Genomic DNA, 25,868 nt, shown 5'->3' with positions numbered 1-25,868 from the left:
CTAACGACCTGTATTTGCAGCGATTGCCGATATTGCAGTACCCGACGCCGTATCCACTTTCACGACCGCACTTAAGCCCGGTAGCATGTGTGCTTCTTCCTCAGACAAATCTAAGCGAATACGCACGGGAATACGTTGGACGATTTTAGTGAAATTACCTGTAGCATTTTCCGCCGGCAGTAAACTGAATTTGGCTCCGGACGCCGGTGACAGACTATCGATAACACCTATAAAGGTTTTGTCGGGAAACGCATCGAGACTGACCTGCACCGACTGTCCTGGTTGCATGTGTTGGATCTGGGTCTCTTTAAAGTTCGCCGTGATCCACACAGCCCCATCCGGAACCAAACTGTAGAGTGCTTGGCCGGGCTGCACGTACTGCCCCACCATAGCGCCACGTTTACCTATCACCCCAGAAAAAGGTGCGGTCACACGGGTATCATTTAATTGAATTTTCGCTAATTCTAAGGTCGCATCGGCCTGTTCTACCACAGAACCCGCCTGATCTAATTGGGCATTAAAAACCGCTAACTCGCGTTGCTTTGCCACTAACACGGCTTTAGCTTCATCGAGGCGGGCGGCGGCAGAATCGAATCCCGCTTGCAGTTGATCGACATCATCTTGAGAGCTGTAATTACTGACTTTAAGCTTTTTCGAGCGACTCAATTGTTGCTGCGCACGAGTGTTATCGGCCTGCGCCGCCACCACACCGGCACTGGCTTGGGTGATTAACGCCCGTTGCAACTCCACCTTAGCGGCTAAAGTTTGCAAGTCCGCCTTCGAACTTGCCAGTGAGGCTTCGGCTTGACTCACTTTGGCGCTAAATTGGTTATCTTCCAGCTGAGCTAATAGCTCACCCTTTTGTACATGCTGGTTATCAGTCACATCGCTTAACACGACGTAGCCCGGCACTTTAACGCTGATATGGGAAATATCGGCCTCAACATAAGCGTTATCAGTGGTTTCGATAAAACGTACCTGTGTCCACCAGTAATAACCGCCTCCCGCAACCGCAGCGAGTAACAGTGGAACGGCGATAATGAGTTTACTTTGGGACATGAATGACTCCTTGATTAGTGATATCTAGTGTACTACTGTCTCACTAAGTTTATTAGCCAGTAAAAAATCAACCCACTGTTTCACAGGTGTAACAATGATGGATCTCAATCGCGTGCAAATTTTCGCTCAAGTGGTCGAGCAAGGCAGCTTTACGGGTGCCGCCAAAGCCCTTGGGATCACTAAGGCAACCGTCAGTCGCAAGATAGCCGAACTCGAAGCCGATACCGGCACACAACTGTTATTTCGCACCACCAGAGCCCTAAAACTCACCGAAGCGGGATCGAGTTATTACAACAGGATCAATAAGATCCTCACCGATCTACAGAGCGCCGAAAATCAGCTCAGCGCCCAACAGCAATTGATCAAAGGCAATCTAAAAATTGTCTGCCCGATTGAATTAGGCCAGTTGTTTTTAGGGCCTATTTTCGCGCAGTTTTTAACGCTTTACCCCGATATCACCATAGAGGCCGAACTCACCAATCGTAAGGTTGATGTCATAGAAGAAGGTATCGATCTGTTATTTCAAATTGCAGATTCTGGCGACACTCGCTTGCAAAGCTATGCCTTAGTCAACGCCCATAAATCGTTAATGGCAAGCCCTGCTTATTTGGCCGAGCACGGCACCCCAAAAGTGCCACAGGATTTAGCCAAACATAAAGCGATCCGCTTACAGTCGGCGCATATTGAAGGAGCATGGAAGTTATTCGATGGAAAAACTTGGATTGTCGCCGAGCCCATGACTCAATTGACAGTAAACAATGTCACTTTAGCCCGCGAGGCCGCCATTGCAGGGCTTGGGATCACAGCGGTGCCCTCCATCATTGCCCAAGTAGCATTAGAAAAAGGCTACTTAATCCCGCTGCTTGATGACTATCCAATGGTCCAAACTAAGGTCGTGCTCAGTTATCCACAGCGGGCCTACTTACCCCGAAAATATCGCGTCTTTATCGAGTTCATCTATTCCGCATTATTTAAACGTTGGGGATCGCAAGTATTGGAAGTGCCCGATTTTATCGGCCAAGCCGATCAGGGCGAATAAACAAAATCGAACAAATAAAGCGATCAAAACAGTAACAACTATAACTTTGTAAAGCTTAAATCGCTGCCATAAGGATAAATCCGCTATGTCATAATTGCCTTAATCCTTAAGCCTCTATAAGCTTGGTAAGGTAACAGGCAGCAAAAGACCTTAGGTTTTCCTGATACAGTTTGCATAATAAAATTTAACATTTAATCTCAATTTTGGAGGAAACCTAATGAGCTTAATTAAAGAGTTCAAGGCTTTTGCGTCCCGTGGCAATGTGATCGACATGGCCGTTGGTATCATCATAGGTGCCGCATTCGGCAAGATTGTCTCGTCCTTCGTGGCCGATATCATAATGCCACCGATTGGTATCATCTTAGGCGGAGTGAATTTTAGTGATTTGAGCATAGTGCTGCAGGCTGCTCAAGGCGATGCGCCTTCTGTGGTGATTGCTTATGGTAAATTCATTCAAACCATTATCGACTTTACGATTATCGCCTTCGCTATTTTTATGGGCGTCAAAGCAATCAATCGCTTAAAGCGCAAAGAAGAAGTCGCGCCTAAAGCACCCGCTGCACCGACTAAAGATCAAGAACTGCTGTCTGAGATCCGCGATCTACTGAAAGCTCAGCAAGAAAAATAAGCCTAATCTAAAGCGCAGATCATAAAAAACCCATCGAACTCGATGGGTTTTGTTTTTATATCGGCGATGTTTCACATCAACCAGATAAGCGATTACTCAGCTTCAATGTGCACAGTTTCACTGTAATCTTGCACCACTTCAGCCACTCGAATGCGATAAGAGTTAAACAAACACGGCACTATGCCCGTTTGCTCAGCAATGCTGTGGGCCATCTGATTGCGCCATTGGGTGATAGAAGCTTGGTCTTCCCAAAACGACAGGCTCAGCACTTTGCCATCGTCGGTTAAACTCTGAAAGCGTTCGATCGAAATTAATCCCTTACGCCCTTCTAAATACTGGCGCATTTCAGTCGCCACATGCAGATACTCTTCCTTCCCTTCTTTGGTTGGAATGACTTCAAAAATTACCGCGATCATAACGCTCTCCAGAAATTAACGTCCTTAAATGTCGACTTTAAGATTAGCCCAACCAGGGCGCGATAGCTCGCTGATTTTTAGACTTTTAGTCAATGTGATAACTCTTTCGACAATGTGGGTAATAACCCGAAACATAACAAGTTATTGCCCACGATGACGGCTTACTTGTGATTACCCGAGCTCATCAATACGTTTATCGTGTCGGTATAACCAGCGATACAAGGTCGGCAACACCAGCAAAGTCAACGCCGTCGAGCTAAACAAACCACCGATAATCACCACTGCCAGCGGCTTTTGGATCTCACTGCCAACCCCCGATGATAATAAAATCGGGATCAAGCCTAAGGCCGAGGTCAGTGCCGTCATCAATACCGGCCGTAAACGCCCAACCGTGCCCTCATAAACACAATCATAGAGTGCTTCGCCGCTTTGCCTGCGCTGATTAATCGAATCCACCAGCACCACGCCGTTGAGCACCGCCACCCCAAATAGCGTGATAAAGCCAATAGAGCTAGGCACAGATAAATAAGTACCACTGACATACAGAGCCACTATGCCGCCAATCAAGGCTAAGGGCACGTTCGCCATGATAAGCAGCACTTGCTTGAATGAACCAAAGGAGAAGTACAACAGCAAGGCAATCAAGGCGATAGAAATCGGCACCACTAGCATCAGCTTTTGCTGCGCTCGCTGCTGATTCTCATATTGTCCGCCAATGATCACTGTATATCCCGCGGGTAAATCGGCCTGTGGCACTAAAGCATAAATGTCTTTTACAACCGAGCCCATATCGCGCCCCGCCACGTTGGCCTGTACTACCACTCGGCGCTGCACATCGTCACGGCGAATATTCGGCGGCGCCATTTCCACTTCAACGCTGGCGACTTCCCCTAAGCGCACAGTGGCGCCATTTGTGCCACTAAGTAATAAGTCTTTAATCGCATCAGGGCTTTGGCGAAACTCGGCCGCGAGGCGCACATTGATGTCGTATCTGGCATTGCCATCGATTACTTGCCCTGCACTCGCGCCGCCAATGCCTTGGCTGACAAGGCTCATCACTTGATCGACACTAATGCCGTAGCGCGCCAATAACTCGCGTTTTGGCCGCACAACCAATTGCGCCTCGCCGCTCACTTGCTCTAATGACACATCCACGGCACCGGGGATTTTCGCGACAAGATCGGTGAGCGCTTGGCCTTTCTCCGACAATACCGCTAAATCTGGACCGAAGATTTTGATCGCTAACTGAGCTTTTACCCCAGAGAGCAATTCATCCACCCGAGTCGCAATCGGCTGCGAGAAAGTCAGCAAGAGTCCGGGGAACACACTGAGTTTTTCCTCCATCAGGCGTTGCAGCTCTAAGCGCGAGCTTGCCGATTGCCATTCAGATATTGGCTTAAGCCCAATATAAACCTCGATATTACTCACAGGCTCAGGATCGCCACCAAGCTCAGGCGCACCAATGCGGCTCAGGGCATATTCCACCTCGGGAAACTCCAGCAAGATAGCTTCAAGCTTGGGCGCGACCGCCAAAGACGTGCCTAAACTCGCGGTTGGCGCCAGCGTGACCCTGAGGTTAATCGTGCCTTCCTCCAGCTCAGGCACAAATTCGGTACCCAGCCTTGGTAGCAATAAGAGGCTCAAAGCAAACATCAATAAGGCACTGAGCATCACTACCTTTGGCCTAGCAAGCGTTGCCGTCAGTAGCTTGCGATAAGCCGCATCCAGCGGCGCTAAGACCACGCTTTGTTTGAGTACCACACCGCGCTTGAACAGATACACAGCAAGGGCTGGCACGGCAATCAAGGCCACCAGCAGCGCTGATATCATTGCCAGAATGATACTGACCGCCATCGGCTGGAACAGCTTGCCCTCAACCCCTTCCAGCGCAAATAGCGGCGCAAACACCACTATGATAATGGCGGTCGCGAAGAAGATTGGACTACACACCTCTTTAGCCGCGAGCATGATGCGCACAGCCATATTGGCCTGCTGACCACCGTCCTCATCGCTATGATATGGGTCTGCCTCACCATCGGCGCGCGTTCTCGCCTCCAGCAAATGTCGACGATCCGGCTGAGTTAAGTGTTTGAAAATGTTCTCTACCATCACCACGGAGCCATCGACTAACATACCAATCGCCACGGCTAGACCACCCAGCGACATCAGGTTTGCCGACAATCCATAGTAGGACATCACCATGAGCGCGAGCCCGATAGACACAGGAATAGACAAGAGCACCAGCAAGGTCGCACGGATATTGACGAGGAACAGCGCCAAGATCACCACGATAAACACAAAGGCCATTAGCAACGCATCGCGCACTGTGGTCACGGCCTTATCGACCAGTTCGGCTTGATCGTAAAACACTTCAAAAGACACGCCATCGGGCAAGGCCTGCTCGATAAGACTCACCCGCGCGCCAATATCATCGATAGTCGCTTTGGTGTTGGCGCCCATGCGTTTAAGCACGACCCCCGCCACCACTTCGCCGAGATTTTGTACGTTGCCAGCTTCATCGCGGCGCGTCATAGTCACAGCACCGACACGGATTTCACTGCCAAAATTCACCTGAGCGATATCGCCCACCCGCACGGGCGTGCCTTTATCCTCCGTAAGCGGGATCTGTGCGATCGCCGCTAAGCCTTGTTCTCCTGCGGGCAACATGCCGTAGCCGCGTACCACAAGTTGCTCTTGGCCTTGGTCCATAAACCAACCGCCAGCGTTGCGGTTATTGCTCTCTAATGCCTCGGTGACTTGCGCCATCGACAAGCCATAGGCACGTAATTTATTCGGATCGACCTGCACTTGGTATTGGCGCACATCGCCACCAAAAGACAAGACTTCAGTCACGCCGCCCACTGGCATCAATATCAACTTCACCAGATAATCATTTAAGCTACGCAGCTCGGCGGCATTAATGCCAGAGTTAGGTTCTGCGCGCAGAATATACTGATAAATCTGCCCTAATCCCGAGGTATTGGGGCCGATTTCCGGCACTCCGACACCGCTTGGGATCATCTCCCGCGCCGCCTGCAACTGTTCAAACACTTGCTGACGAGCGAAGTAAATATCCGTCCCCTCGGCAAATACCACAGTCACAATCGACAAACCAGTACGCGATAACGAGCGCACCTCAGTCACGGCGGGCAAGGCGTACATGGCCGATTCCACCGGATAACTGATAAGTTTTTCCACCTCTTCAGCGGCTAAGCCTTCGGCCGCAGTATTGATGGTCACTTGCACGTTCGTCACATCAGGAAAGGCATCGAGATTCAACTTAGGCAACATGGCCACACAGCCCACAATCACGGCGAGCAGAGCCAATACCACTAACAGCCGATTTTTAATCGCGGCTTCGATTAACTTTTGCAACATAGAAAATCTCCAAAATGAGGGCGCTCATATTAGTGGGCGTGAATATCAAAGCCCGCTTTCGCCTGCTCGGATGCCAAGAAGAACGCGCCAGCCACCACAACCTTGAGCTGTGCCTGTTGGGCTTTTTCAAGCTCAGGTCCACGCACTAGACTCAGACCACGTTGACGCTGCACCACTTCTACCTCAATGGACTCGAAGCCATCCTCATCTTGAATAAAAATCTGCCAATCGCCATCGCCACCACGGGTCAACGCCGCATCGGGCAGCACTATGCCACTGCCGTTTGGATCGGTAGTAGAGCCAGCAAAGTAGAGTTCAGCAAATTGCCCCGCATGCAGCACATGATCAGGATTGGGCATACTCACCAGCACTTGCTCGGTGCGCGTCACGCTATCGAGTTCATGGGAGCGGCCTATAATCTTGCCCGCCAGCGTTTTATCCCCCACTTGCACTAAGGCCGCACTGCCGACAGTGATATGCGCGGTTTGGGTGGGCGTTAACTGCGCCTCAACCCACAGATAGGACTCGTCGGTCAGCTGCATTAACGGCGTGCCCGCACTAAATACTTGGCCTAACATGGCGATATCTTGCTGCACTCGTCCGTCAATCGGCGCTAAAAGTTGATAACTGCCGATGGCTTCGGGCGTCGATTCCAGAGCGCGAATTTGCGCGGGCGTCATCTTAATCGCCTCTAAAATTGCCCGTTTAAGTTCGGCATCCACCTGCGCCTGCATACGGCGGCTGACACTCACAGCGCCTTCGCTCATGCGTTTAACTCGGCTCCATTCAGCTGCAGCATTGATGTAGTCCGCCTGCGCCTGCGCAACGGCTGCGCCGCCCAAGGTCAGTAAAGGCTCACCTTTTTTGACTTCTTGTCCCGGCACTACGTGGCGCGCCAACACTCGCACATCGAGCTGCGGCGCAAGGGTCGCGGTGCGATCGCGATCCACCACTAAGGTCGCCGTCGCCCTGATATCCAAATTCAAATTGGTGATATTCAAGCTATCGCTCGACAAAGGTAATAAGCTAATCCCTGCCAAGTCTTGCTGCGTTTCGGTCAATTTCAGCGCCTGTTCGCCGTGTTCATCCGTCGGCGCCGTTTGCGTTACCGAATCACTGCTTTCCTTAGCCGCGGGTGCGTGATCACCGCCAGCCAATACAGGCTGAGCGCTAAATACCAACGTGCTCAGCACGAATAATGCGAGCGCGATTTTTGATAGGTTAAACCGACGCTTTTCAGGCGTTGTTACAGCATCCAGTTGAAGAACATTTTCGTAGTGAGTATTCAAATTCATTATTATGACCTCATGGGTTTACTGAGCGCGCGGCGGCATTGGGCATGTGCGAAGGTGCTTGGCTGATCTGTTCAGCGCTACCATCCAAAAAAGGCATAAGCTGGCCGCTTTCGCCCATCCAAGTTAACCAACTTTGATAGATAGCCGTTTCTAGGTTTAAGCCCACCAAATAACTGGCGGCTAACTGACGACGACTCTGTAAGTACTCGCTAGTACTCACATCCCCCGCCTGCCATTGTTGGCTTAAGGATTTAGCGGCTTTAGCACCTGACACTTGCACTAACTCACGCCAGTCTTGGTAACGTTCAAGTAAACGCGGTAACGCATAGAGGAATTGTTTCTGCTTAGCGGTAAGCACTCGCTCACGGGCAAGATAGCCTTGCTCCGCGATCGCGATGCCCTTATCGGCTACGGCTTGTAACTCACTGTAGTTATTGCGAACTTGCAGAGGAATCGACACACCAACCCCAAGTTTATTGTCCGTACCTTCCTTTTCGGCGGCTAGACTAATGGTCGGGTCTGCTGACGTATCGGCCTTGACTTGCATGGCATTGACTCGCGCCAGCAGCACTTGCTGATAAGCACTCGCCAGGGCTGGCAAGGCTGATGTAGAGGTGCCCAACTCGGCCGCTGGTGCTTGCTTAGCCTGAGTCACAAAGAAACCGATCTCCTTGATAAATTCACTAAAAGCGAAATTATTATCCCCAAGTAATTCAATTACTTTGCCATCGGCCACTAAGGCCCCCTGCTCGGCTAAGGCGTAGTCGGCAGTATTAGAGGCGACTTCGAGTTGTATCAATTGCAGCTCGACATTGGATAAATCCCCCGCCGCCAATCGCTGCTCAGCAATATTGAGCTGCGCCTTGGTGAACCTTAATTGCTGCTCGGCAAAGGTCAGCGCCTTACGGCTTTGCGCCTGTTCTGCCAACGCCAGTAAGCGTTCGGCCAACATTTGGCTACGCTCTAACCCTATGTCTGCTAACAGGATTTGCGCTTCAAGCTCGGCACGCTGTGTCGCCACGCCGCGCTTGTCGCCCCAATCGAGGGTTTGACTCAGCCCTAAGCTATAAGCATCTGTATCAGCATTTTGATAATTAAGCCCAAGTTCTGGGTTATACACAGCGCGATCTGCCGCCTGAATGGCCAGTTTGGCCTGTTGCTGCTTTACAAGCTGAGCCTGAACTTCAGGTAACTGATTGAACTGTGTGAGTAACTCGGGCAACCATTGGCCTAAAGCGACATATGGCGTGTCGGTTTCTTTGGCGGGCAAACCCAGTGATTTAGCCTTAAACACCTCGGCTTCAGGGGCTTGGGTTTCAATGGCTTTGGTTTCCAAGGGATTGGTTTCAAGAAAGACTTCAAGAGTGTCATTTTCTGCCGCGAGGGCAAAGGCTAACAATCCGGCGGCCAATACTAATCCGCAGCTCAACAAGCCCGATCGAAACAGGCAAGCCAAGGTACGGGCGAGAGTCGTTTTGTTCATCGCAAATCCTAACAATATCGAATGTGGATCGGCTGACTTTGCGCCCAAAGCGTGACTGCTAGATTCGAGCTTCATGTGAAATAGCTCAATGCAAAGCAATCCTATCGTTTGGGCATGGCAAATAAGCGCCGTTCGAATCATCCCGCCAAGTAAGCATAGCTAAAACTATGCGTAACTTAAGCTATGCATAACCAACACACCGCATGGCTAAAGGCCAATGGCTGATACAACAACCAAGGCTGCCGAGCATCAGTTAACGCGCATTTTTGGGGATGAAAATACATGGCTTATCGCGCGGCGAAATAGATTGAGATTCAATAGAATGAATCAAGATCCTTAGACCGAGGAATAAGCTGGATAGTGGGGGATTAAGCGATTGGAGGACGGTACTTAGGTAAATTATCAGGCGGGAAATAGGCTAAATTAGCTGCGAGGAAAACGCTTTCTAAGGCTTGCACAGGTTGGCTTAGCCCAGGAGATAACAGCGCCACATGACCGCCATGGCATTGGCAATCGAGGCACAGGTCAAAATCCTGTAATTCTGTGGTTTTCACTAAGTGGGAATGCAATTCGCTGGCATGATTTTCGCCCAAGTTATTGCTTAACACATCACTACTGGCATCAATATCAGCAAAACCTAGGGCTTGCTCGCTTGGACAAACGCAATCGACACATTGGGCCAAAGTGGTCACTTGGGCGCTAAATTGCAGATGGGGATGATTATCGGCTTCTTCCGCGCCATTGCCCGCATGTAACTGATGCGCCCCCAAATTCGCGCCAGCAAATTGCAGCACGATAATGGCTATCAGTAAGGTCACCATTCGAGTAAAAAATGGCTTAGCGGTAGAATTCAAATATCACCTATAGCAAATAACGGATAACGGATAACGGATAACGGATAACGGATAACGGATAACGGATAACGGAACATCTGACCCGTATGATAAACATAAGTTCACAGCTCGCAAGCAAAGTCTTTCAAGCTGTGATCTCTAAAGGCTAACGCTGACTAAAATACTCAGTGCTTATTTAAACACGCATCACTTATTTAAATACGCAGTGCTTAGCGTAATCGGCGGCTTCATTAGCAGTCCAATCGCCAGACGGCTTATCTTTCATCTGCTTGCACCAAGCATCACTACCGACTTCTGGCGAGCAGGCACTCAATCCAGCGGTAAACGCTAGCACCAACGCAATGGCACTGATTTTTGAAACATTTTGCTTAGAAAAAGCGCGCGATTTAAATAAAGACATACTTCATTCCTTGTAAATACGGTCTACACAAGACCATTAGATATTCGAACGCTTAGTGATCCAAGCAATCGCTTTGGTTTTCTGTTCTAGGGGAAACCATGCCACTTCGCCCTGCATAAAAGGCCCGAGTAAACGCACCGCATTTCCCACCCAATCAGGGCCGCCCACAAAAACTAAGGCTTCAAAATTAGGTAATTGGACTTCACCACTGCCGGTGAGTGACTCAAATTCCCAGCCTTCGAGTAACACGTCCGCCTCAATATACAGGCAAACTTGACCCCAATCCTTACGATAACTCTTAATCGCTGGCTGTAAACGGGTCCGATAATCGGTGGAGGATAGTCGGCCACTGGCAAAAAGACTGATAACACCCTTAGCAATATCGGGGATTTGGCATAACATAGAGGCACTCCGAATCGAGAACACTTTTGCAAGCAATGGCCTTGACCAATGCAGTGGCAAAGAATGCGCCCGATGATAACAAATCTATTGAAAAGCCATAAGTGATTATTGATGGCTTCTCAATCCATGCTGAAAAATGCCTAAGTTTGCCATGATAAAAATCTCAAACCGTGTGGAACTTCAGGAAAATGAAATCGAGTGGCAATTTATCCGTTCGAGTGGCGCAGGCGGTCAGCACTTAAATAAAGTGTCCACCGCTGCGCAGCTAATTTTCGATATTAAAAGCTCATCATTACCCGAGTATTACCAAGAACGCTTGCTCAACAAGGCCGATCACCGCATCACTAAAAGCGGCAAAATCATCATTAAATGCCAAGCGAGCCGCAGCCAAGATGCCAACCGCCAAACGGCGTTGGAGCAATTTATCGCCTTAGTCGCCAGTGTCGGTGAAGTGCAGAAAAAACGCATTCCTACCCGCGCCACCAAAGGCAGCCAAACGCGGCGATTAGAGTCCAAGAAACAAAAAGGCGCCACTAAAGCCATGCGTCAGCAAAAGACTGATTATTAGCGTTAATCAGCATTAGGCCGCAGTTGAAACTGGCCGACAATGGCGCTGGATTTCAATGGTAATAGTCGGCTCGCACATGTTCAGCTCGCACACAATCGACTAACGGATAATGCAAAATCAATTTGAACAGGTTAAGTTAGTGACCTATCTACAAAACTAAAAATGCCTCCCAGCTTTAATTCCAAGGCATGTCGTAAAGGAAAGCGCAATGAGTCACAAAATTTTGCTCGTCAATGGCCCCAATCTCAACCTCTTAGGTCGCCGCGAGCCCAGCGTTTATGGTCATCAAACCTTGGCCGACATAGTGGCGGAGTTAAAACAGCAGGCAAAGTTGGCGGAAGTTGAGCTTGAGCATATTCAGTCGAACGCCGAGTTTGAGTTGATCAACGCGATTCATGCGACCGATGCACAGATGATCATTATCAACCCCGCCGCCTTTACCCATACTAGCGTTGCCCTGCGTGATGCCTTGCTTGGCGTCGCGATTCCGTTCTTTGAAGTGCATTTATCCAATGTGCACGCCCGTGAAGCCTTCCGTCACCATTCCTATTTTTCCGATAAGGCGATAGGCGTGATTTGCGGTTTCGGTTCTCAGGGTTATGAGTTTGCACTGGCAGCGGCCATTAAGCGGCTCAACCAGCCACAGTAATCCCATTCAATAGCGTGTTTTGCAAGGGCAGATAAATGGCAATGGATCTTCGTAAAATTAAAAAACTCATTGAGTTAGTGCAAGAATCTGACATAGCAGAACTGGCGATCACCGAAGGTGAAGAATCAATTCGCATCACCCGCTACAGCCCTATGCCAGCCAATATGCAGTCATCGCAAACGCCAGCCACAGCAAGCGTGGCACCTTTACATACACAGGCAAAGCAAACCGCCGTTTCGCCAAGTATGGAAGGTTTTGTGCAAGTCTCGCCTATGGTCGGCACTTTTTACGCGGCGGCAGAACTCGATGAGGTGCCGCTAGTTAAAGTCGGCCAAAAGGTGAGCCAAGGTGAAGTTGTCTGCATTATCGAAGCGATGAGAATGATGAATCCCATCCAAGCCGAGCGCGATGGCGTGGTCAGCGCTATTTGGGCCAAAGACGGCGATGAAGTGGCATTCGATCAACCGCTATTTACCTTAATCTAACCGCTCGCCTTATCATGAATTGAAGCGCACTTGAGTTTAAGCTGCGGTTTTCAAGCAAAGGCAGCATTAACCGAGGTCACTATGATATTAATTACCGGCGCCAGCAGTGGTTTAGGCGCGGCGCTAGCATCGCTCTACGCCAAAGAAAATGAACCGCTAACACTCACAGGCCGCAATGCCGAGCGTCTACAAACCGTCGCCAATGCATTAACGCCCTTCTCCAACAAGCCTATCGCCGCGATCACCGCCGATCTCGCCAGTGAATCGAGTCTCGAAGCCCTGTTCTATGGCCTGACGCAAGCCCCTAAAACCGTGATCCACTGTGCGGGCAGCGGCTACTTTGGGGCGATTGAAACCCAAGGGGCGAGCGATATCCACAGCCTGCTCAATAACAATGTCACCTCGACGATTTTGTTGGTGCGGGAATTAGTCAAACGCTATAAAGATCAAACGGTCACTGTGGTTGTGGTCATGTCCACCGCAGCGCTTGCCGCCAAGGCGGGAGAATCCACTTACTGCGCGGCAAAATGGGCGGTGCGGGGATTTATCGAGTCGGTGCGATTAGAGCTTAAACAAAGCCCAATGAAGTTGATTGCCGTGTATCCCGGCGGCATGGACACAGGCTTTTGGCCAAGTAGCGGTAAAGCATTAGATACCTCAAGTTTTATGTCCGCCGATGAAGCGGCTGGCATGCTCAAGCAAGCCTTAGTTGCCACAGAGCATGGTTATATCGCCGATATCACCATACAAAGAGCCTAGCCCTAGCCGAAACTGAGGTTGGCAGATTACGCACAAAACAGGTTCGAGAAGCAGGATAGCAGCACCTCGAACCTGAGTGTTCCGCTTGCTAGTCAGCGCAGTTGGCTGTGTTTAAGCTTACCGCGCGGCGACTCTCCCTGTGGGTCAGCCACCACATCACAAGTCCTCCTAAAGACAACAAAGACGCCGCATAACCTGTCGCGGTAATCCCTTGTCCAGACAGGATCACTAAACTGCCCACCCAAGGGCCAATTGCATTGGCAAGATTAAAGGCGCATTGCACTAACGCCCCTGTCATGGCCTGTCCATTGGGTGCCACATCCATCAATCTGGCTTGCACAATAGTGGCAAGCCCTAATCCACAACCGACAAAGAATACTACGGGCATCAGCGCCCAATAATGTCCGGTCAAACTCGGATAAATCGCTAATACCAGAGTGCTTAACACTAACGACCAAAACGCCGCCGCTAAGGCCGACTTATCCGCCGCCCAGCCACACACTAAGGTCCCCAATGTTGCGCCAATACCAAACACCGCCATCATGATCGGGATCTTAAACGGCTCGACTTGTGTCACTTGGATTAAGGTTTCAGCCAGATAGGTATACACGCAGAAGATACCGCCAAAGCCAATCGCCGCAATGCCAAGCGTCAACCAGACTTCACGATTCTTCAGGGTTTGTAGCTCTTTTTTGGGGCTCGCATCAGCGGCCACGGCTTGATTGGGCGCTAAAAAATACACCATCACAGCCGTAATGGTCGCCAGAATCGCCACTATGCCAATCCCTGAGCGCCAGCCCACAGTTTGCCCCATCCAAGTGGCAAACGGCACACCGATAATCGTCGCCAGTGTAAGGCCAATAATCACCCGCGATACGGCGCGGGCTTTCATTTCTGGCGGCACTAAAGAAGCGGCGAGCAACATAGCCACACCAAAATAAGCTCCGTGGGGCAAGCCGCTGAGAAAGCGAAAAAAGATTAACCAATTCAATGATGGCGCTAACGCACTTAAGCCATTGGCCACCGCCATTAACCCGGCTAAGGCAATCAAGAGTGTTCGCCGTCTGACCCTAACGGCCAGCACCATGATAATCGGCGAACCGACCACAACCCCCAACGCATAGGCACTAATGGCATAACTCACATGGGCAACCTCTACGCCTAAATCGCTCGCGATATAAGGCACTAAGGTCATGGAAGCAAATTCTGTGGTGCCTAAAGCGAATGTTCCGAGTGCTAAGGCAAGTAACACCCATAGTGTACTGGCGCCCTTATGCTGATTTTGGACAGATGGATTTTGAACCTGATGTTGAACGGTTTTCAAACTTTTTCTCCGCTATGCTATAAAACGACAACTAGCTAATAAATAAATTGGAGCCCACTAAGGGGCTCCAATTTCTCAGTCATTTACCTAATGTAAATCTATCTGACTAACTGTTCTTGATAAGTTTGACTGTTCCAGTCGAAGGCATAAAGCGTGCCTTGCCACTCGTAAAGTGTACGGCCATCCTGCTGCACAATTCTGGCATTACTCGGCAAGCTAGACACACTGTGCGCTGCCCGTGGACGCGGAGTCGCAACTGTTTTGCCTGTGACGTTACTAGTTTGCGACACCAGTTGCCCAGTCGATTGTCCGGCCATATTTACAGGCATACTCGACACCATACGGCCTTCACTCGCAGAATATTGCATACTGGTTGTGACCCGTACAGGCGTAGAAATCGCCACAGGTTCATCGTCGTAGCGCATAGGAATCGACAGGCCTATGCCCGAATAGGGCGAGTTCCAGTAATTTCGAGCGTAAGCGTCACGCGAAGTATTCCAGCCCCAATCATTGTTCCACTGGCTGTTCACACCATAACCGACATTCCAGCCAGAACCCCAACCTGTTGCAAGCCCTAAACCCAGTCCTAAACCCCAAGGGTAATAAGGTCGGTAATAGGGACGATAATGGCGATTATCGTTGCGTACATGGCGGTTGTCGTAATGGTTGTCATGACGATTGTTGTAATGACTTTCTCCACGACTGTGGCTATCACGAGGACCTTGGCGCTCGCCTTGCTCCGAATGGTCCCGATTTCCGGCAACCGCCGCAGTCGACACACTGAGCGCGCCCAAGAGCGATATCCCCACAGCCAGCGACAAAACCAAGCACTTTAGCGGCCGCTTATGCACGCCATGTGATTGACTTTGAAAACACTTTCCTTGAGTAAATGTTACTGGGATATTCATATAAACCTCGAAATAAAGGGCGTAAGCGAGATCAATCGTGACTTACTGGCATCCATTTTACGCTTCCTAAGCTTGAAGATCACTGAATTGGTTAACCCTAAAACAGAAAAATGCTATAGTGCGCGCCACACGGATTTTCATTGCAGAGGCTATTTCCACATGAGTTTTAAGGATTTACGCAGCTTTATTGATCATCTGGAAGCCAATGGCGAACTCAAACGCATTAGCTACCCAGTTGATCCTCATTTAGAAATGACAGAGATCGCCGATCGCGTATTACGCGCTAAGGGCCCTGCGCTATTATTTGAAAATCCCAAAGATCATCACATGCCCGTGTTGGTAAACCTGTTCGGTACGCCAAAACGTGTGGCCATGGCGCTCGGTAAAGACGATCCCTTAGCGTTGCGCGAAGTGGGCGAACTGTTAGCCTTTTTAAAAGAACCCGAACCACCACGGGGCTTTAAAGACGCGATCGCTAAGATCCCTATGTTCAAGCAAGCCTTGAATATGCCGCCAAAAACAGTGCGCAATCCCCCTTGCCAACAAGTGATCAAAACTGGCGATGAAGTCGATTTGACCCAATTACCTATTCAGCATTGCTGGCCGGGCGATGTCGCACCACTGGTGACCTGGGGCTTAACCATCACCAAAGGCCCGCGCAAGAGTCGTCAGAATTTAGGCATTTATCGCCAACAATTACTGGGTAAAAACAAGCTGATCATGCGTTGGTTATCCCACCGTGGCGGCGCGTTAGACTTTGCTGATTTTAAACAACAATTCCCCGGTGAGCGTTATCCTGTTGTCGTCGCACTCGGCGCCGATCCTGTGACCATTTTAGGTGCCGTCACCCCAGTCCCCGATTCCATGAGCGAATACGCTTTTGCCGGTTTACTGCGCGGTGAACGTACCGAAGTCTGCAAGGCATTAAGCTGCGACTTAGAAGTGCCCGCCACCAGTGAAATCATCCTCGAAGGCTATATCGATCCTGAGGAACTGGCGGAAGAAGGCCCCTACGGCGATCACACGGGTTACTACAACGAAACCGATAAGTTTCCAGTATTTACCGTTACCCACATCACTCACCGTAAAGATGCCATCTACCACAGCACTTACACTGGCCGTCCACCGGATGAGCCCGCCATGCTTGGAGTTGCATTAAACGAAGTGTTTGTGCCGATTTTGCGTAAGCAATATCCTGAGATCGTTGATTTTTATCTGCCGCCTGAGGGTTGTTCGTACCGCATGGCAGTGATCTCCATTCGCAAACAATATCCGGGACACGCCAAACGGGTGATGATGGGCGCGTGGTCTTTCCTACGCCAATTTATGTACACCAAGTTTATTGTTATCGTCGATGAAGATGTGAACTGCCGTGACTGGCAAGATGTGATCTGGGCGATCACCACCCGTATGGACCCTAAACGCGATACCGTGATGATCGAAAACACCCCGATCGACTACCTCGATTTTGCCTCACCCGTCGCGGGCTTAGGCTCAAAAATGGGACTCGATGCCACCAATAAGTGGGAAGGTGAAACCAACCGCGAATGGGGCACGCCAATCGTGATGGATCCAAAAGTAAAACAAAAGATCGACTCAATCTGGGATGAGTTAGGCATAGACGACAGCCCAACCCTATAATTCAGCTTAAGCCATTACTCAAGTATCGGCTTAAGCCAAGAGAATAGGCCAATAACAGGCCTCTAAAGCGACACCTAGACACATACTGTTGAAGAAAGGTGCAAAGGAAGTTTGATGAAAACCATACGTTGTAAGATAGAGAAAGTTAACCCATTTAACGATGCCGTATATCAAGTATTGTTAAGGCCTGAAACCGCCTTCGATTTCCAAGCGGGGCAATACTTATGTGTTGTCATGGGTGAAAAAGATAAACGCCCCTTCTCTATCGCATCAGCGCCAAACGCCGAGCTGATTGAATTACACATTGGCGCCGCTGTGAGTGAAAGCTACCCAATGCAAGTGGTCGAGCGCCTGAAAGCCTGCGCCCTTGATGGCAGCACTATCGACATCGAAGCCCCAGGCGGCGAAGCCCACCTGCGTCACGAAAGCATTCGCCCTCGCCTGTTAATCGCCGGCGGCACAGGTTTCTCATACACTAAGAGTATCGTCGAGCACCAAATCGCCCTCGGCCAACAGGTTAAAACCACCCTGTATTGGGGTTGTCGCACCCAAGATGCCATGTATTTTGAAACCATAGCCCGCGAGTGGCACAACGCTCACCCTTGGTTACACTTCGTCCCAGTCATCGAAGAAGCCCCAGCCAATTGGCAAGGTAAAACTGCCAATCTGCTAGCGCAAATCAAACAAGATTTTGTCAGCTTAAATGGCTACGATATCTATATCGCCGGACGTTTCGACATGGTGGGTGCAGCACGGGAAATCTTCCGTGAGATTGGTGTAGAAGAAGCCCATCTCTACGGAGATGCGTTCGCGTTTATCAAATAACGCGTGGATTTGTTAGCTTGGCTGGCTAACGTTTGCCACTTTAGCTTCAAATAATAAACCCCAGTGCTTACTGGGGTTTTGTTTTTACTTTCAATAAGAAAATGACACTTGCGGCATCTTCGTGATGACGTCAATCATTATCCTTTTAGGATAAAATTACCTATTGAAGCTCAATCGACACCACATTGGTGACGCCTCTAGCCAAGGTTATCATGCCTGAGGTGTAGAATTTTCCAGTGTCACTCTGAGCCTTCAGATAATAGACACCACTATTGATAATCATGGTTTCTGGGCGGTGCATCGTCATTGGCTTATCACTTAACCAACCATTACCGTCTAACGCATAAAGGTAATTAGTACTTTCCATCGCCGCGCCACTGTCTTGATGGTATGCCAACACCCTGACCATAGTCATACCCTTAGGATTTTTCTCCTGAGTAATAGAGCGGATCGCACCGCGTTCCGGAGACATCTTAGTATTCTCAGTAATATAAAATGGTTCGGAGCTATTCGAGTATTGCTGAGTCTGATGTTCGTAAGTGGGGATGGAGCTACTACCGGAAGTGCCGCCTGAAGTACCTGTGCTAGCGATGCCTGCGATATCAGACACAGAATCGGCGATGTTTCTTACATCTGTACTCTTACAAGCAGCAAGACTTAAAACAAGGGTACATAAGATCATTTTTTTCATTGCGTTTAATCCATTAAGTTATTGTCTATCCATACCGCACATTGTATTAAGTGAGTTAAGCTCATCACAAAGTACTACTTAGGTAACCTATTATTACCAATGATTTTTTAAGTAGGGTAAATTATCAATGAGAATGTCATTAGTCAATAACTTAACAAACACGCAACCAATAAATCATAATGATTGAGATGATTTCACCATCTCTCGAGAGTGATTGGTGTAATGGACGGCACACTACAATGATGCGATCGCATTGATCAAATAACACGATAATTTGTTAGCTTGGCTGGCTAACGTTTTCCAGTTGGGCTGCAAATAATAAATCCCAGTTTTCGCCGTATTTCACTTTGAATACGGCCTTACGGCCAAGAAAATCTACATATCCAAACTTCGTTTGTTATTTTAAATCAAAGTCGTGGGTCTTCAACCCACACCCGACCAAGGAGGACTGCTCGTCCTATCCTCCTTGGATTCTCCAAGACGCCCCTAGCGAAGTTACATGCATTAGTGACTGGCTTCGTGCTTATTCGAAAATAGTTAACGCTTCCGATGGGGCGTCCCTTCCCCCCGAAAGCGACGCAGACGTCCTGTCTGCGTCACGCTATTTTCTTCAACGCCCTTTAGCAACTTCGCAGGGGAAGGTGAACTTCTGTGATCTCGGTGTCGACTGTTTATCCCAAAAGAGTTTTTTCCTGTCCTATCTTTTTACTTTCGCAGGGAAATTGGCGTAACCTTTAGCATAAAATGTATGCCTGTCCGCTCTTTCTTTTTCACAAAAAACCATAGTAACCAGTCACAATGTACCAACAAAAATATGGCTTATCAGTCTTTTCCCATGGGTATCTCATTTTCTTGATAGTCACTAACTTTCACTATTGTGGAATTATCCCATAATGAGTCAATAGCTGACGCAACATGGGATTCAAGTACAAATGAAACAGACTAAGACGCCACACAAACTCGTTAAATGCTTAGCCTTAACGGGATTATTCACCCTATCTGCCTGTGCAAACGACGAACTTGCAGATACTTTACTCACCAATACCCACGTCTATGGCCATGATCAAGCGACTAGTATAGCCATTAAGGATGGCAAAATTGTCTACATTGGGAATAGCGTTAACGCCATGGATCACGTGAGCAATCAAACCAAAGTCATCGATTTAAAAGGTCATTACTTATTACCTGGTTTTATTGATAACCATAATCATGTGTTTGAAGCCGCGAGTGAAATAGGTAGCGACTGTTTACTGGATGATGAAACTAATCTCAAAGGCTATATCCGCACATTAACCGCCTGTAAAAATCAGTTGGAAACGGGAGAGTGGTTACTCGGCTATGGCCATCAACTCAGTGTCATAATGCAAGAGAATGGCCCCACTCCTTTGGCAACATTAGACAAAATCTTCCCCGATAATCCTGTCGTTATTATGGAGCAAACATCCCATTCGATGTGGGTCAACTCCCTCGCATTAGCCAAAGCTAAGATAAGCGCTCATACAGCCGATCCGCAAGGCGGCAAGATCCTCAAAGATGAAGAGAGCGGTAAACTTCTCGGTATTTTATTCGATAATGCTGGCGATCTTGTGATGGAACAAGCATGGAAATCACAACCCAATCTACAACAAGCCAATTATCAAGGTTTATTAAATGGTCTGGCAGCTGCTGCCGAGCACGGGATAACGACTATCGGTGATGGACGACTCTATTGGAAACGTGACTGGTTAGAAACATGGCTAGCCGTCGAAAGTCATGATGAATTAACCGCCAGAGTCAGTCTACGCCCTTGGATTTATCCTGCCGATGAACCCCAAGCACAGCTTGATTTCTTTAAAAAAATTCATTCTGATGATAAACAACGTCTGCTGCTCATCAATCAGGTCAAAATCTACAGTGATGGCATCATCATAAACGGTACTGCCAGTACATTAGCCCCCTATGATTGGAGCTACACCCCCGAACTTCCTAGGGGACTCGAGTATGTTCCTGCCAGTAAAATGGCGTGGTGGCTTACTGAACTCAACAAAATTGGATACGGGGCACATATTCATGCCATAGGTGATGCAGGGGTACGCAACACCTTAGATGCTATTGAAACTTTACGATCTCAGGGAGCTACTCGCCCTTATGCCATGACGCATTTAGAAATGGTATCTCCCCAAGATATCAAACGCTTTGCCTCACTAAAAGTCGATGCAGATTTCCAATTGGGTAGCGATTACATTGCTGAGCAAGATCATGAGTGGGCGATCCCTTTTATCGGTAAGCAACGAGCTCATGCTTTATTACCTATTAACCCTATTTTCAAGACTGGCGCGAATGTAACTTTAAGTAGTGACTGGAATGTGAATGATATCAATCCACTCGTTGGTATTGCTAACGCAGTCTATCTGCAAAATGCAGGCATCACCGATATTCACAGTGCTATTGCAGCCTATACAATAAATCCCGCTAACGCCTTGGGCATAAGTGACATTACTGGTTCTATCGCGCTAGGGAAATCTGCCGATTTTGTTGTATTAGAGCGAGACATTACCCAAGCCACAGCAAAACAAATTGCTGACACTCAAATTTTAATGACGTGGTTAGAGGGGGAGCTAGTGTTCGATCTCAATGATCAATAGCAATCCCGTATCAATCTAATTATTTGCTGAGTTGCTCTTTTATTAACGTCAGCAAAGAAGACCCTAAGGTGCTGGCCTCAAACCCATGATGCCAGCGCATTTCGAGCCGCCGCTTCATAGGCGCAAATTCACTACTCAATTGGACAACTTTTAATCTTCCACTGTCGATTTCTGTCTGCGCTAAAGATAACGGCAAAAAACTATATCCATCCCCTTCGGCAAGTAAGGACTTTAACAAAGCAAGATCGGGGATTTGGCAATAATGGCCACTAAAGCCGACTTCGAGATCATCACTTTCAGTCTGCCCTCCTGCCCAAATATATTCACGATAGGGCGCTAATTGTGCGGGGTCGATTACCTGCTGTGAAGCTAATGTATGCTGTCCAGATATCAACATTACCTCTTGATATTCGCCAAGGCGGCAGTAACCCGATTGAGATTGATGTAATTCAACCGTTTCATGTAACAGTAAAAGGTCGATATTATCGGATAGAAATGCACTGTGTAATGCATCGAAAGTATCCACTTTTAAGACAAAATCCAGCGTTGGAAACTGCATTAAATAGCGCTGAATTGTCGAACGTAAGACTTCTAAAGGAATGTAATTTTCAACCCCCAACACTAACCGACCTTTACCAAGCTCGGCATAATGGGTCGCCGATTGAGTAAATTGTTCCCATTGGGCCAAGGCTAAAATAGCCTTAGGTAGTAAATGCTCGCCTCCCGCAGTGAGTGCCACTTGATTTGCACTACGCTCAAATAAATCCACACCTATGTCGACTTCTAACTCGGCAATCCACTGACTCACTTGCGGCTGACGTTTGCCCAGTGCGCGAGCGGCGGCTGAGACAGAGCCTAGTTGAGTCGTCAATACAAATGCTTTAACTCGTTGAATATTCAAATGTGCTCTACTATTTTATAAACGCGTTGTGCGCTTGACTTTAATACCCGTCAGACGGAATCACAATGTTAACTTACCTATGCAAGACACTTTGTTAAAAATCAGATGTGAAGCCCCACGACTTAGATTTAGATTTTGATTTAAAAAGTTAAAAGCTAAAATAATGCCCAAAACTCAAACGAAGTTTAAACACCCAGCCCTGCGGCGCCTGAGCCCCCCCCTTACACTTGTGGTCTATGTAGATCGAAACGTAACGCTTCGGTGATCCCATAATAGACCGATGGGCCGCCGGCACGTAATACGGGTTCGGCGAGGGCGGTTTGATAAATCCCCTCGGCATTGAGTAAATGCTTGGCGATATGCACGGCCACCACTTCACCTAATACCAACCAAGTATCAATCTTGTCGCCATTGGCGGCGGTTAACTGGATACATTGGGACAACTTACATTCAAAATTCACTGGGCTTTCAGCCACTAAATCGGCCTTAACAATGGTGCCTGCTTTAGCTGTGAGTCCGGCAAAGCTAAACTCATCTTGACCGCGTGGCAACATGGCGGAGGTTTGATTCATCTGCTCGGCAAGGCTGCGAGTGGTGAGGTTCCACACAAACTCCCCTGTTTCGACGATATTGGCGACACTGTCTTTCCAACCTGTGCTGGCAAAGCCGATGATGGGCGGTTTGTAGTTGAAACAATTGAAAAAGCTGTAAGGGGCGAGATTGCGTTGCCCCTCGGCATTGCGTGATGAAATCCAGCCGATCGGTCGAGGACCCACAATTGCATTTAAAGGATCGTGTGCAAGACCATGGCCTTTGCTCGGTTCGTAGAAATAGCGGTTATCAGCGGTCATACTTGATCCTTTTGTTATTGCCACATTGTTATTGCCACAACCGTGACTTGAGCGATTAACACAGCCATCACTGGCACACTTTTATGGTCGCTATCTTACCTAAGTTCCGCGGCCGTCGCCAAAACTCTGCAGCATAAATTAAGCGAGAGCTAGGATAAAATCAGGCTGCAAATTTTAGATCCAACACACTCTTCTGCTAAAGTGATGCTGATCAGTGGGCTAAATGGCTAACTCTGCTAGGTGGCAAATAAAGGAGTCGTGAATGGACGCGATAAAAAGAATATGGAAAAGGTTGTTATTGGCCACAGTGCTATTGGCGACGGGTTGTGCCAGTGTGGCGCAAATCGATTTCAATGCTCTGTTTGGCACTAGCTCACCGCAAAAACGCGTAGAGAATGCACAGCTTAACGACCAATTTGTTCAACAGGCCGAATTTGTGCACAAAGAAGTTGAACCGATCCTCAATAGCCGCTGCGTGGTGTGCCATGCCTGCTACGATGCTCCCTGCCAGCTCAAAATGACCTCAAGCGAAGGTATAGAACGCGGAGCGAGTAAGGAAAAAGTTTACCAAGGCACACGCTTAGTTGCCGCCACACCTAATCGCTTATTTGTCGATGCCTTTACCCCAGAAGCTTGGCGTCAACGCGGGTTTTACCCCATGCTAAACGAGCGCGATCAAACCCCAGAAGCCAATACCCAAGCCTCGGTATTAGCCAGAATGCTCACGCTTAAGCAAATGCCCCCCCTGCCCGAAGACAAGATTTTAGATAAGCGTTTTGATTTCAGCCTAGATAGAGTTCAGCAATGCGCCAGCCTAGAGGAAATGGACAAATACGAGCAAAGCCAGCCCCTTGCAGGTATGCCTTATGGCTTGCCAGCACTGAATGCTAATGAACATCAAGTGTTGATGCACTGGCTCGAGCAAGGTGCGCCACTGCCGTTTGCACAGGCGCTTACACCTGAATTTATTGCAGAAATAACCCACTGGGAGACGTTTTTAAACGGCGACAGTTTAAAAAGCCAATTAAGTGCACGCTACATCTACGAGCATTTGTTTGCCTTCCATTTATATTTTGAGTCTTTGAATCAGCCGAACACCCAGCCTTTATTCTTCGAGTTAGTGCGTTCTCGGACGCCGCCGGGGCAAGCGCTGGATATTATCGCCTCCCGTCGTCCCTTCGATGATCCTAAGGTGGAGCGAGTCTATTACCGCTTTCGGCCTTATCGGGCAACCATAGTCGATAAAACCCATATCCCCTACGCTTTGAATACCGGCTTGCTGGATAACTGGCAACAATGGTTTATCGATGCGGATTACTCAGTCACTCAACTGCCGAGCTACAAGCCGAGCGTTGCGGCCAATCCCTTTGAAGCCTTTATTCAAATTCCTGCCAGTGCGCGCTATCGATTTATGCTGACCCGCGCCCAAGATACCATTATGGGCTTTATCAAAGGCCCAGTGTGCCGTGGTCAGGTGGCGCTCAATGTCATTAACGATAGATTCTGGGTGTACTTTGTGACTCCAGATTATATGGACGACACTGACTTTAGCGCCTTTTACCATTCCCAACTTGAAAACCTACGTATGCCTGCAGAGGAAGAAAGCACTGCATTAGCAGTAACTTGGGTGAAATATGCCGCCAAGCAAGGCAAATATATGCGAGCGCGTAACCAGTTCTTGAACGAGAAATTCAAAAACGGCCAGCACCTTACCATAGACGGACTCTGGGATGGCGACGACACCAATGATAATGCCAGCCTGACAGTATTTCGTCACTTCGACAATGCCACTGTGGTCAAAGGCTTAGTAGGCGAACCGCCCAAAACGGCTTGGATTATCGATTATGCCTTGCTGGAGCGTATCCACTATTTATTGGTCGCGGGTTTCGATGTTTATGGTAACTACGGCCACCAGCTATTAACTCGCTTATACATGGATTTTTTACGTATGGAGGGGGAATCGAATTTCCTGACCCTGTTGCCACAGGAGGAAAGGCGCAAGCAGTTGAGTGATTGGTATCAAGGGGCTGGAACTCAACTCACGGCCTTTATCGCAGGGGATATCAACACCTTTCATCAGCCTACGGGCGTACTCTACTTTAGTGACGATCTAAAGGGCGAGCTGTATCAAAAACTCGGGCAGAAGGTTGCTAAGGTTCAACCCAATCGATATCACATAGAAAATAGTAACTTGCAAATACATAGCAAAGCACTTTTACACACATTAGATCGATTAAAAGGCACACAAGCGACCCTGTTACCTGAACTAACCATGATCATGGTGGAACCTGAAAAAGCGGGTAAAGCTGAGATATTTACCTTAGTTCGCAATAGCGCCCATCGGAATATTTCGAGCCTGTTTAATGAGGCGAGTAACCGCGAACCCGCTAAAGATGACGTCACTTTAGTGCATGGCTTATTGGGCAGTTATCCTGAGGCATTTTGGCGAGTGAAAGAACAAGACTTGCCTAACGTCGTGGCGACAGTAGAGAAAATGCAAACTGAAAAAGACTATGAGGCACTGTTAGATATGGTGGGTGTACGCCGTACCGATCCGAAGTTTTGGGCCTTTAGTGACGAACTCAATCAGATCTTTTTCGACAATCACCCGATAGAAAGTGGGTGGCTGGATTACAACCGACTGCAAAATCGTTAATAAAAAGGGGAACGCTAGCGTTCCCCTTCCTT

General features: G+C 48.6%; 23 protein-coding genes. 10 read left to right on the top strand and 13 right to left on the bottom strand.

The genetic code is table 11. The annotated features are described in order from the left end of the window. On the bottom strand, window positions 1-1,059 hold the full coding sequence (locus Q4Q52_RS02605; protein ID WP_311989771.1) for an HlyD family secretion protein: 1,059 nt from the start codon (window positions 1,057-1,059) through the stop codon (window positions 1-3). A 94-nt stretch (window positions 1,060-1,153) separates the two neighbouring features. Here Q4Q52_RS02605 and Q4Q52_RS02600 point away from each other — a divergent pair, with 94 nt between their 5' ends. Then, a complete protein-coding gene (locus tag Q4Q52_RS02600) occupies window positions 1,154-2,098 on the top strand; it encodes a LysR family transcriptional regulator (protein WP_006084264.1) in 945 nt (314 codons plus the stop codon). Between the two features lie 217 nt (window positions 2,099-2,315). After that, window positions 2,316-2,726, top strand: a complete 411-nt coding sequence (mscL, locus tag Q4Q52_RS02595) for a large-conductance mechanosensitive channel protein MscL (protein ID WP_006084265.1) — start codon at window positions 2,316-2,318, stop codon at window positions 2,724-2,726. A gap of 92 nt (window positions 2,727-2,818) precedes the next feature. On the opposite strand, the gene Q4Q52_RS02590 is transcribed toward mscL, so the two are convergent. From Q4Q52_RS02590 to Q4Q52_RS02560, 7 genes are all read right to left on the bottom strand, one after another. After that, on the bottom strand, window positions 2,819-3,142 hold the full coding sequence (locus Q4Q52_RS02590) for an antibiotic biosynthesis monooxygenase (RefSeq protein ID WP_311989770.1): 324 nt from the start codon (window positions 3,140-3,142) through the stop codon (window positions 2,819-2,821). A 171-nt stretch (window positions 3,143-3,313) separates the two neighbouring features. Beyond that, complete coding sequence (locus tag Q4Q52_RS02585) at window positions 3,314-6,520, bottom strand: CusA/CzcA family heavy metal efflux RND transporter (protein ID WP_311989769.1); 3,207 nt, start codon at window positions 6,518-6,520, stop codon at window positions 3,314-3,316. A 29-nt stretch (window positions 6,521-6,549) separates the two neighbouring features. Next, window positions 6,550-7,815, bottom strand: a complete 1,266-nt coding sequence (locus tag Q4Q52_RS02580) for an efflux RND transporter periplasmic adaptor subunit (RefSeq protein ID WP_311989768.1) — start codon at window positions 7,813-7,815, stop codon at window positions 6,550-6,552. A 10-nt stretch (window positions 7,816-7,825) separates the two neighbouring features. Continuing rightward, window positions 7,826-9,298, bottom strand: a complete 1,473-nt coding sequence (locus tag Q4Q52_RS02575) for a TolC family protein (RefSeq protein ID WP_311989767.1) — start codon at window positions 9,296-9,298, stop codon at window positions 7,826-7,828. A gap of 368 nt (window positions 9,299-9,666) precedes the next feature. Then, window positions 9,667-10,119, bottom strand: coding sequence for a hypothetical protein (locus Q4Q52_RS02570; RefSeq protein WP_311989900.1), 453 nt, complete (start codon window positions 10,117-10,119; stop codon window positions 9,667-9,669). A gap of 223 nt (window positions 10,120-10,342) precedes the next feature. Beyond that, entirely contained in the window at window positions 10,343-10,552 is a 210-nt protein-coding gene (locus tag Q4Q52_RS02565) for a DUF3012 domain-containing protein (protein ID WP_311989766.1), read from the bottom strand. A 36-nt stretch (window positions 10,553-10,588) separates the two neighbouring features. Next, on the bottom strand, window positions 10,589-10,954 hold the full coding sequence (locus Q4Q52_RS02560) for an STAS/SEC14 domain-containing protein (RefSeq protein WP_011845671.1): 366 nt from the start codon (window positions 10,952-10,954) through the stop codon (window positions 10,589-10,591). Between the two features lie 136 nt (window positions 10,955-11,090). On the opposite strand from Q4Q52_RS02560, the gene arfB reads away from it, so the two are divergent. The 4 genes from arfB (at window position 11,091) to Q4Q52_RS02540 (ending at window position 13,415) form a co-directional block, all read left to right on the top strand. Continuing rightward, window positions 11,091-11,522 carry an alternative ribosome rescue aminoacyl-tRNA hydrolase ArfB gene (gene arfB, locus Q4Q52_RS02555; protein WP_220591225.1) on the top strand — a complete coding sequence of 144 codons (432 nt, stop codon included), beginning with the start codon at window positions 11,091-11,093 and terminating at the stop codon, window positions 11,520-11,522. Window positions 11,523-11,730: 208 nt separating this feature from the next. Beyond that, on the top strand, window positions 11,731-12,171 hold the full coding sequence (gene aroQ, locus Q4Q52_RS02550; RefSeq protein WP_011845669.1) for a type II 3-dehydroquinate dehydratase: 441 nt from the start codon (window positions 11,731-11,733) through the stop codon (window positions 12,169-12,171). 35 nt (window positions 12,172-12,206) lie between these two features. After that, window positions 12,207-12,656 carry an acetyl-CoA carboxylase biotin carboxyl carrier protein gene (accB, locus tag Q4Q52_RS02545; protein WP_311989765.1) on the top strand — a complete coding sequence of 150 codons (450 nt, stop codon included), beginning with the start codon at window positions 12,207-12,209 and terminating at the stop codon, window positions 12,654-12,656. Between the two features lie 81 nt (window positions 12,657-12,737). Further along, window positions 12,738-13,415: an SDR family NAD(P)-dependent oxidoreductase gene (locus Q4Q52_RS02540; RefSeq protein WP_311989764.1), complete on the top strand. Its 678-nt coding sequence runs from the start codon at window positions 12,738-12,740 to the stop codon at window positions 13,413-13,415. Between the two features lie 88 nt (window positions 13,416-13,503). Here Q4Q52_RS02540 and Q4Q52_RS02535 read toward each other — a convergent pair whose 3' ends face one another. Together Q4Q52_RS02535 and Q4Q52_RS02530 are read right to left on the bottom strand one after the other, a co-directional pair. Beyond that, the gene (locus Q4Q52_RS02535; protein WP_311989763.1) at window positions 13,504-14,739 is read right to left on the bottom strand and encodes an MFS transporter; all 1,236 of its coding nucleotides are present in this window, start codon (window positions 14,737-14,739) and stop codon (window positions 13,504-13,506) included. A gap of 98 nt (window positions 14,740-14,837) precedes the next feature. Continuing rightward, the gene (locus Q4Q52_RS02530) at window positions 14,838-15,647 is read right to left on the bottom strand and encodes a hypothetical protein (RefSeq protein ID WP_311891000.1); all 810 of its coding nucleotides are present in this window, start codon (window positions 15,645-15,647) and stop codon (window positions 14,838-14,840) included. Between the two features lie 159 nt (window positions 15,648-15,806). Here Q4Q52_RS02530 and ubiD point away from each other — a divergent pair, with 159 nt between their 5' ends. Further along, a complete protein-coding gene (gene ubiD / locus Q4Q52_RS02525; protein ID WP_006079949.1) occupies window positions 15,807-17,288 on the top strand; it encodes a 4-hydroxy-3-polyprenylbenzoate decarboxylase in 1,482 nt (493 codons plus the stop codon). A gap of 114 nt (window positions 17,289-17,402) precedes the next feature. After that, window positions 17,403-18,113, top strand: a complete 711-nt coding sequence (fre, locus tag Q4Q52_RS02520; RefSeq protein WP_311989762.1) for an NAD(P)H-flavin reductase — start codon at window positions 17,403-17,405, stop codon at window positions 18,111-18,113. A 160-nt stretch (window positions 18,114-18,273) separates the two neighbouring features. Here fre and Q4Q52_RS02515 read toward each other — a convergent pair whose 3' ends face one another. Further along, window positions 18,274-18,804, bottom strand: coding sequence for a hypothetical protein (locus tag Q4Q52_RS02515; protein WP_311989760.1), 531 nt, complete (start codon window positions 18,802-18,804; stop codon window positions 18,274-18,276). Window positions 18,805-19,736: 932 nt separating this feature from the next. Between Q4Q52_RS02515 and Q4Q52_RS02510 the strand changes: the two genes are divergently transcribed. Then, window positions 19,737-21,428 carry an amidohydrolase gene (locus Q4Q52_RS02510; protein WP_311989759.1) on the top strand — a complete coding sequence of 564 codons (1,692 nt, stop codon included), beginning with the start codon at window positions 19,737-19,739 and terminating at the stop codon, window positions 21,426-21,428. A gap of 19 nt (window positions 21,429-21,447) precedes the next feature. Here Q4Q52_RS02510 and Q4Q52_RS02505 read toward each other — a convergent pair whose 3' ends face one another. Together Q4Q52_RS02505 and Q4Q52_RS02500 are read right to left on the bottom strand one after the other, a co-directional pair. Then, window positions 21,448-22,329, bottom strand: coding sequence for a LysR family transcriptional regulator (locus Q4Q52_RS02505; protein ID WP_286991364.1), 882 nt, complete (start codon window positions 22,327-22,329; stop codon window positions 21,448-21,450). A 221-nt stretch (window positions 22,330-22,550) separates the two neighbouring features. Continuing rightward, window positions 22,551-23,180 (bottom strand): flavin reductase family protein, encoded by a 630-nt coding sequence (locus Q4Q52_RS02500; RefSeq protein ID WP_311989758.1) that lies wholly within the window; start codon window positions 23,178-23,180, stop codon window positions 22,551-22,553. 262 nt (window positions 23,181-23,442) lie between these two features. Here Q4Q52_RS02500 and Q4Q52_RS02495 point away from each other — a divergent pair, with 262 nt between their 5' ends. Further along, the gene (locus Q4Q52_RS02495; RefSeq protein WP_311989757.1) at window positions 23,443-25,836 is read left to right on the top strand and encodes a fatty acid cis/trans isomerase; all 2,394 of its coding nucleotides are present in this window, start codon (window positions 23,443-23,445) and stop codon (window positions 25,834-25,836) included. Window positions 25,837-25,868 lie beyond the last annotated feature (32 nt).

It is taken from the genome of Shewanella sp. SP1S2-4, assembly GCF_031932075.1.
Lineage (GTDB): Bacteria > Pseudomonadota > Gammaproteobacteria > Enterobacterales > Shewanellaceae > Shewanella > Shewanella baltica.
Note: the sequence above shows the minus strand (reverse complement) of the source record. Positions and strands in the feature narration are given on the sequence as shown.

Bases quoted from the DNA above. Each gene is read 5' to 3' on its own strand.
- Q4Q52_RS02580 (WP_311989768.1), bottom strand. From the start codon at position 7,815: ATGAATTTGAATACTCACTACGAAAATGTTCTTCAACTGGATGCTGTA.
- Q4Q52_RS02570 (WP_311989900.1), bottom strand. From the start codon at position 10,119: ATGGTGACCTTACTGATAGCCATTATCGTGCTGCAATTTGCTGGCGCG.
- Q4Q52_RS02590 (WP_311989770.1), bottom strand. From the start codon at position 3,142: ATGATCGCGGTAATTTTTGAAGTCATTCCAACCAAAGAAGGGAAGGAA.
- accB (WP_311989765.1), top strand. From the start codon at position 12,207: ATGGCAATGGATCTTCGTAAAATTAAAAAACTCATTGAGTTAGTGCAA.
- Q4Q52_RS02530 (WP_311891000.1), bottom strand. From the start codon at position 15,647: ATGAATATCCCAGTAACATTTACTCAAGGAAAGTGTTTTCAAAGTCAA.
- Q4Q52_RS02600 (WP_006084264.1), top strand. From the start codon at position 1,154: ATGATGGATCTCAATCGCGTGCAAATTTTCGCTCAAGTGGTCGAGCAA.
- fre (WP_311989762.1), top strand. From the start codon at position 17,403: ATGAAAACCATACGTTGTAAGATAGAGAAAGTTAACCCATTTAACGAT.
- Q4Q52_RS02565 (WP_311989766.1), bottom strand. From the start codon at position 10,552: ATGTCTTTATTTAAATCGCGCGCTTTTTCTAAGCAAAATGTTTCAAAA.
- Q4Q52_RS02575 (WP_311989767.1), bottom strand. From the start codon at position 9,298: ATGAACAAAACGACTCTCGCCCGTACCTTGGCTTGCCTGTTTCGATCG.
- Q4Q52_RS02560 (WP_011845671.1), bottom strand. From the start codon at position 10,954: ATGTTATGCCAAATCCCCGATATTGCTAAGGGTGTTATCAGTCTTTTT.
- Q4Q52_RS02500 (WP_311989758.1), bottom strand. From the start codon at position 23,180: ATGACCGCTGATAACCGCTATTTCTACGAACCGAGCAAAGGCCATGGT.
- Q4Q52_RS02605 (WP_311989771.1), bottom strand. From the start codon at position 1,059: ATGTCCCAAAGTAAACTCATTATCGCCGTTCCACTGTTACTCGCTGCG.
- Q4Q52_RS02495 (WP_311989757.1), top strand. From the start codon at position 23,443: ATGGACGCGATAAAAAGAATATGGAAAAGGTTGTTATTGGCCACAGTG.
- Q4Q52_RS02540 (WP_311989764.1), top strand. From the start codon at position 12,738: ATGATATTAATTACCGGCGCCAGCAGTGGTTTAGGCGCGGCGCTAGCA.
- mscL (WP_006084265.1), top strand. From the start codon at position 2,316: ATGAGCTTAATTAAAGAGTTCAAGGCTTTTGCGTCCCGTGGCAATGTG.
- Q4Q52_RS02515 (WP_311989760.1), bottom strand. From the start codon at position 18,804: ATGAAAAAAATGATCTTATGTACCCTTGTTTTAAGTCTTGCTGCTTGT.
- Q4Q52_RS02510 (WP_311989759.1), top strand. From the start codon at position 19,737: ATGAAACAGACTAAGACGCCACACAAACTCGTTAAATGCTTAGCCTTA.
- arfB (WP_220591225.1), top strand. From the start codon at position 11,091: ATGCCTAAGTTTGCCATGATAAAAATCTCAAACCGTGTGGAACTTCAG.
- Q4Q52_RS02585 (WP_311989769.1), bottom strand. From the start codon at position 6,520: ATGTTGCAAAAGTTAATCGAAGCCGCGATTAAAAATCGGCTGTTAGTG.
- aroQ (WP_011845669.1), top strand. From the start codon at position 11,731: ATGAGTCACAAAATTTTGCTCGTCAATGGCCCCAATCTCAACCTCTTA.
- ubiD (WP_006079949.1), top strand. From the start codon at position 15,807: ATGAGTTTTAAGGATTTACGCAGCTTTATTGATCATCTGGAAGCCAAT.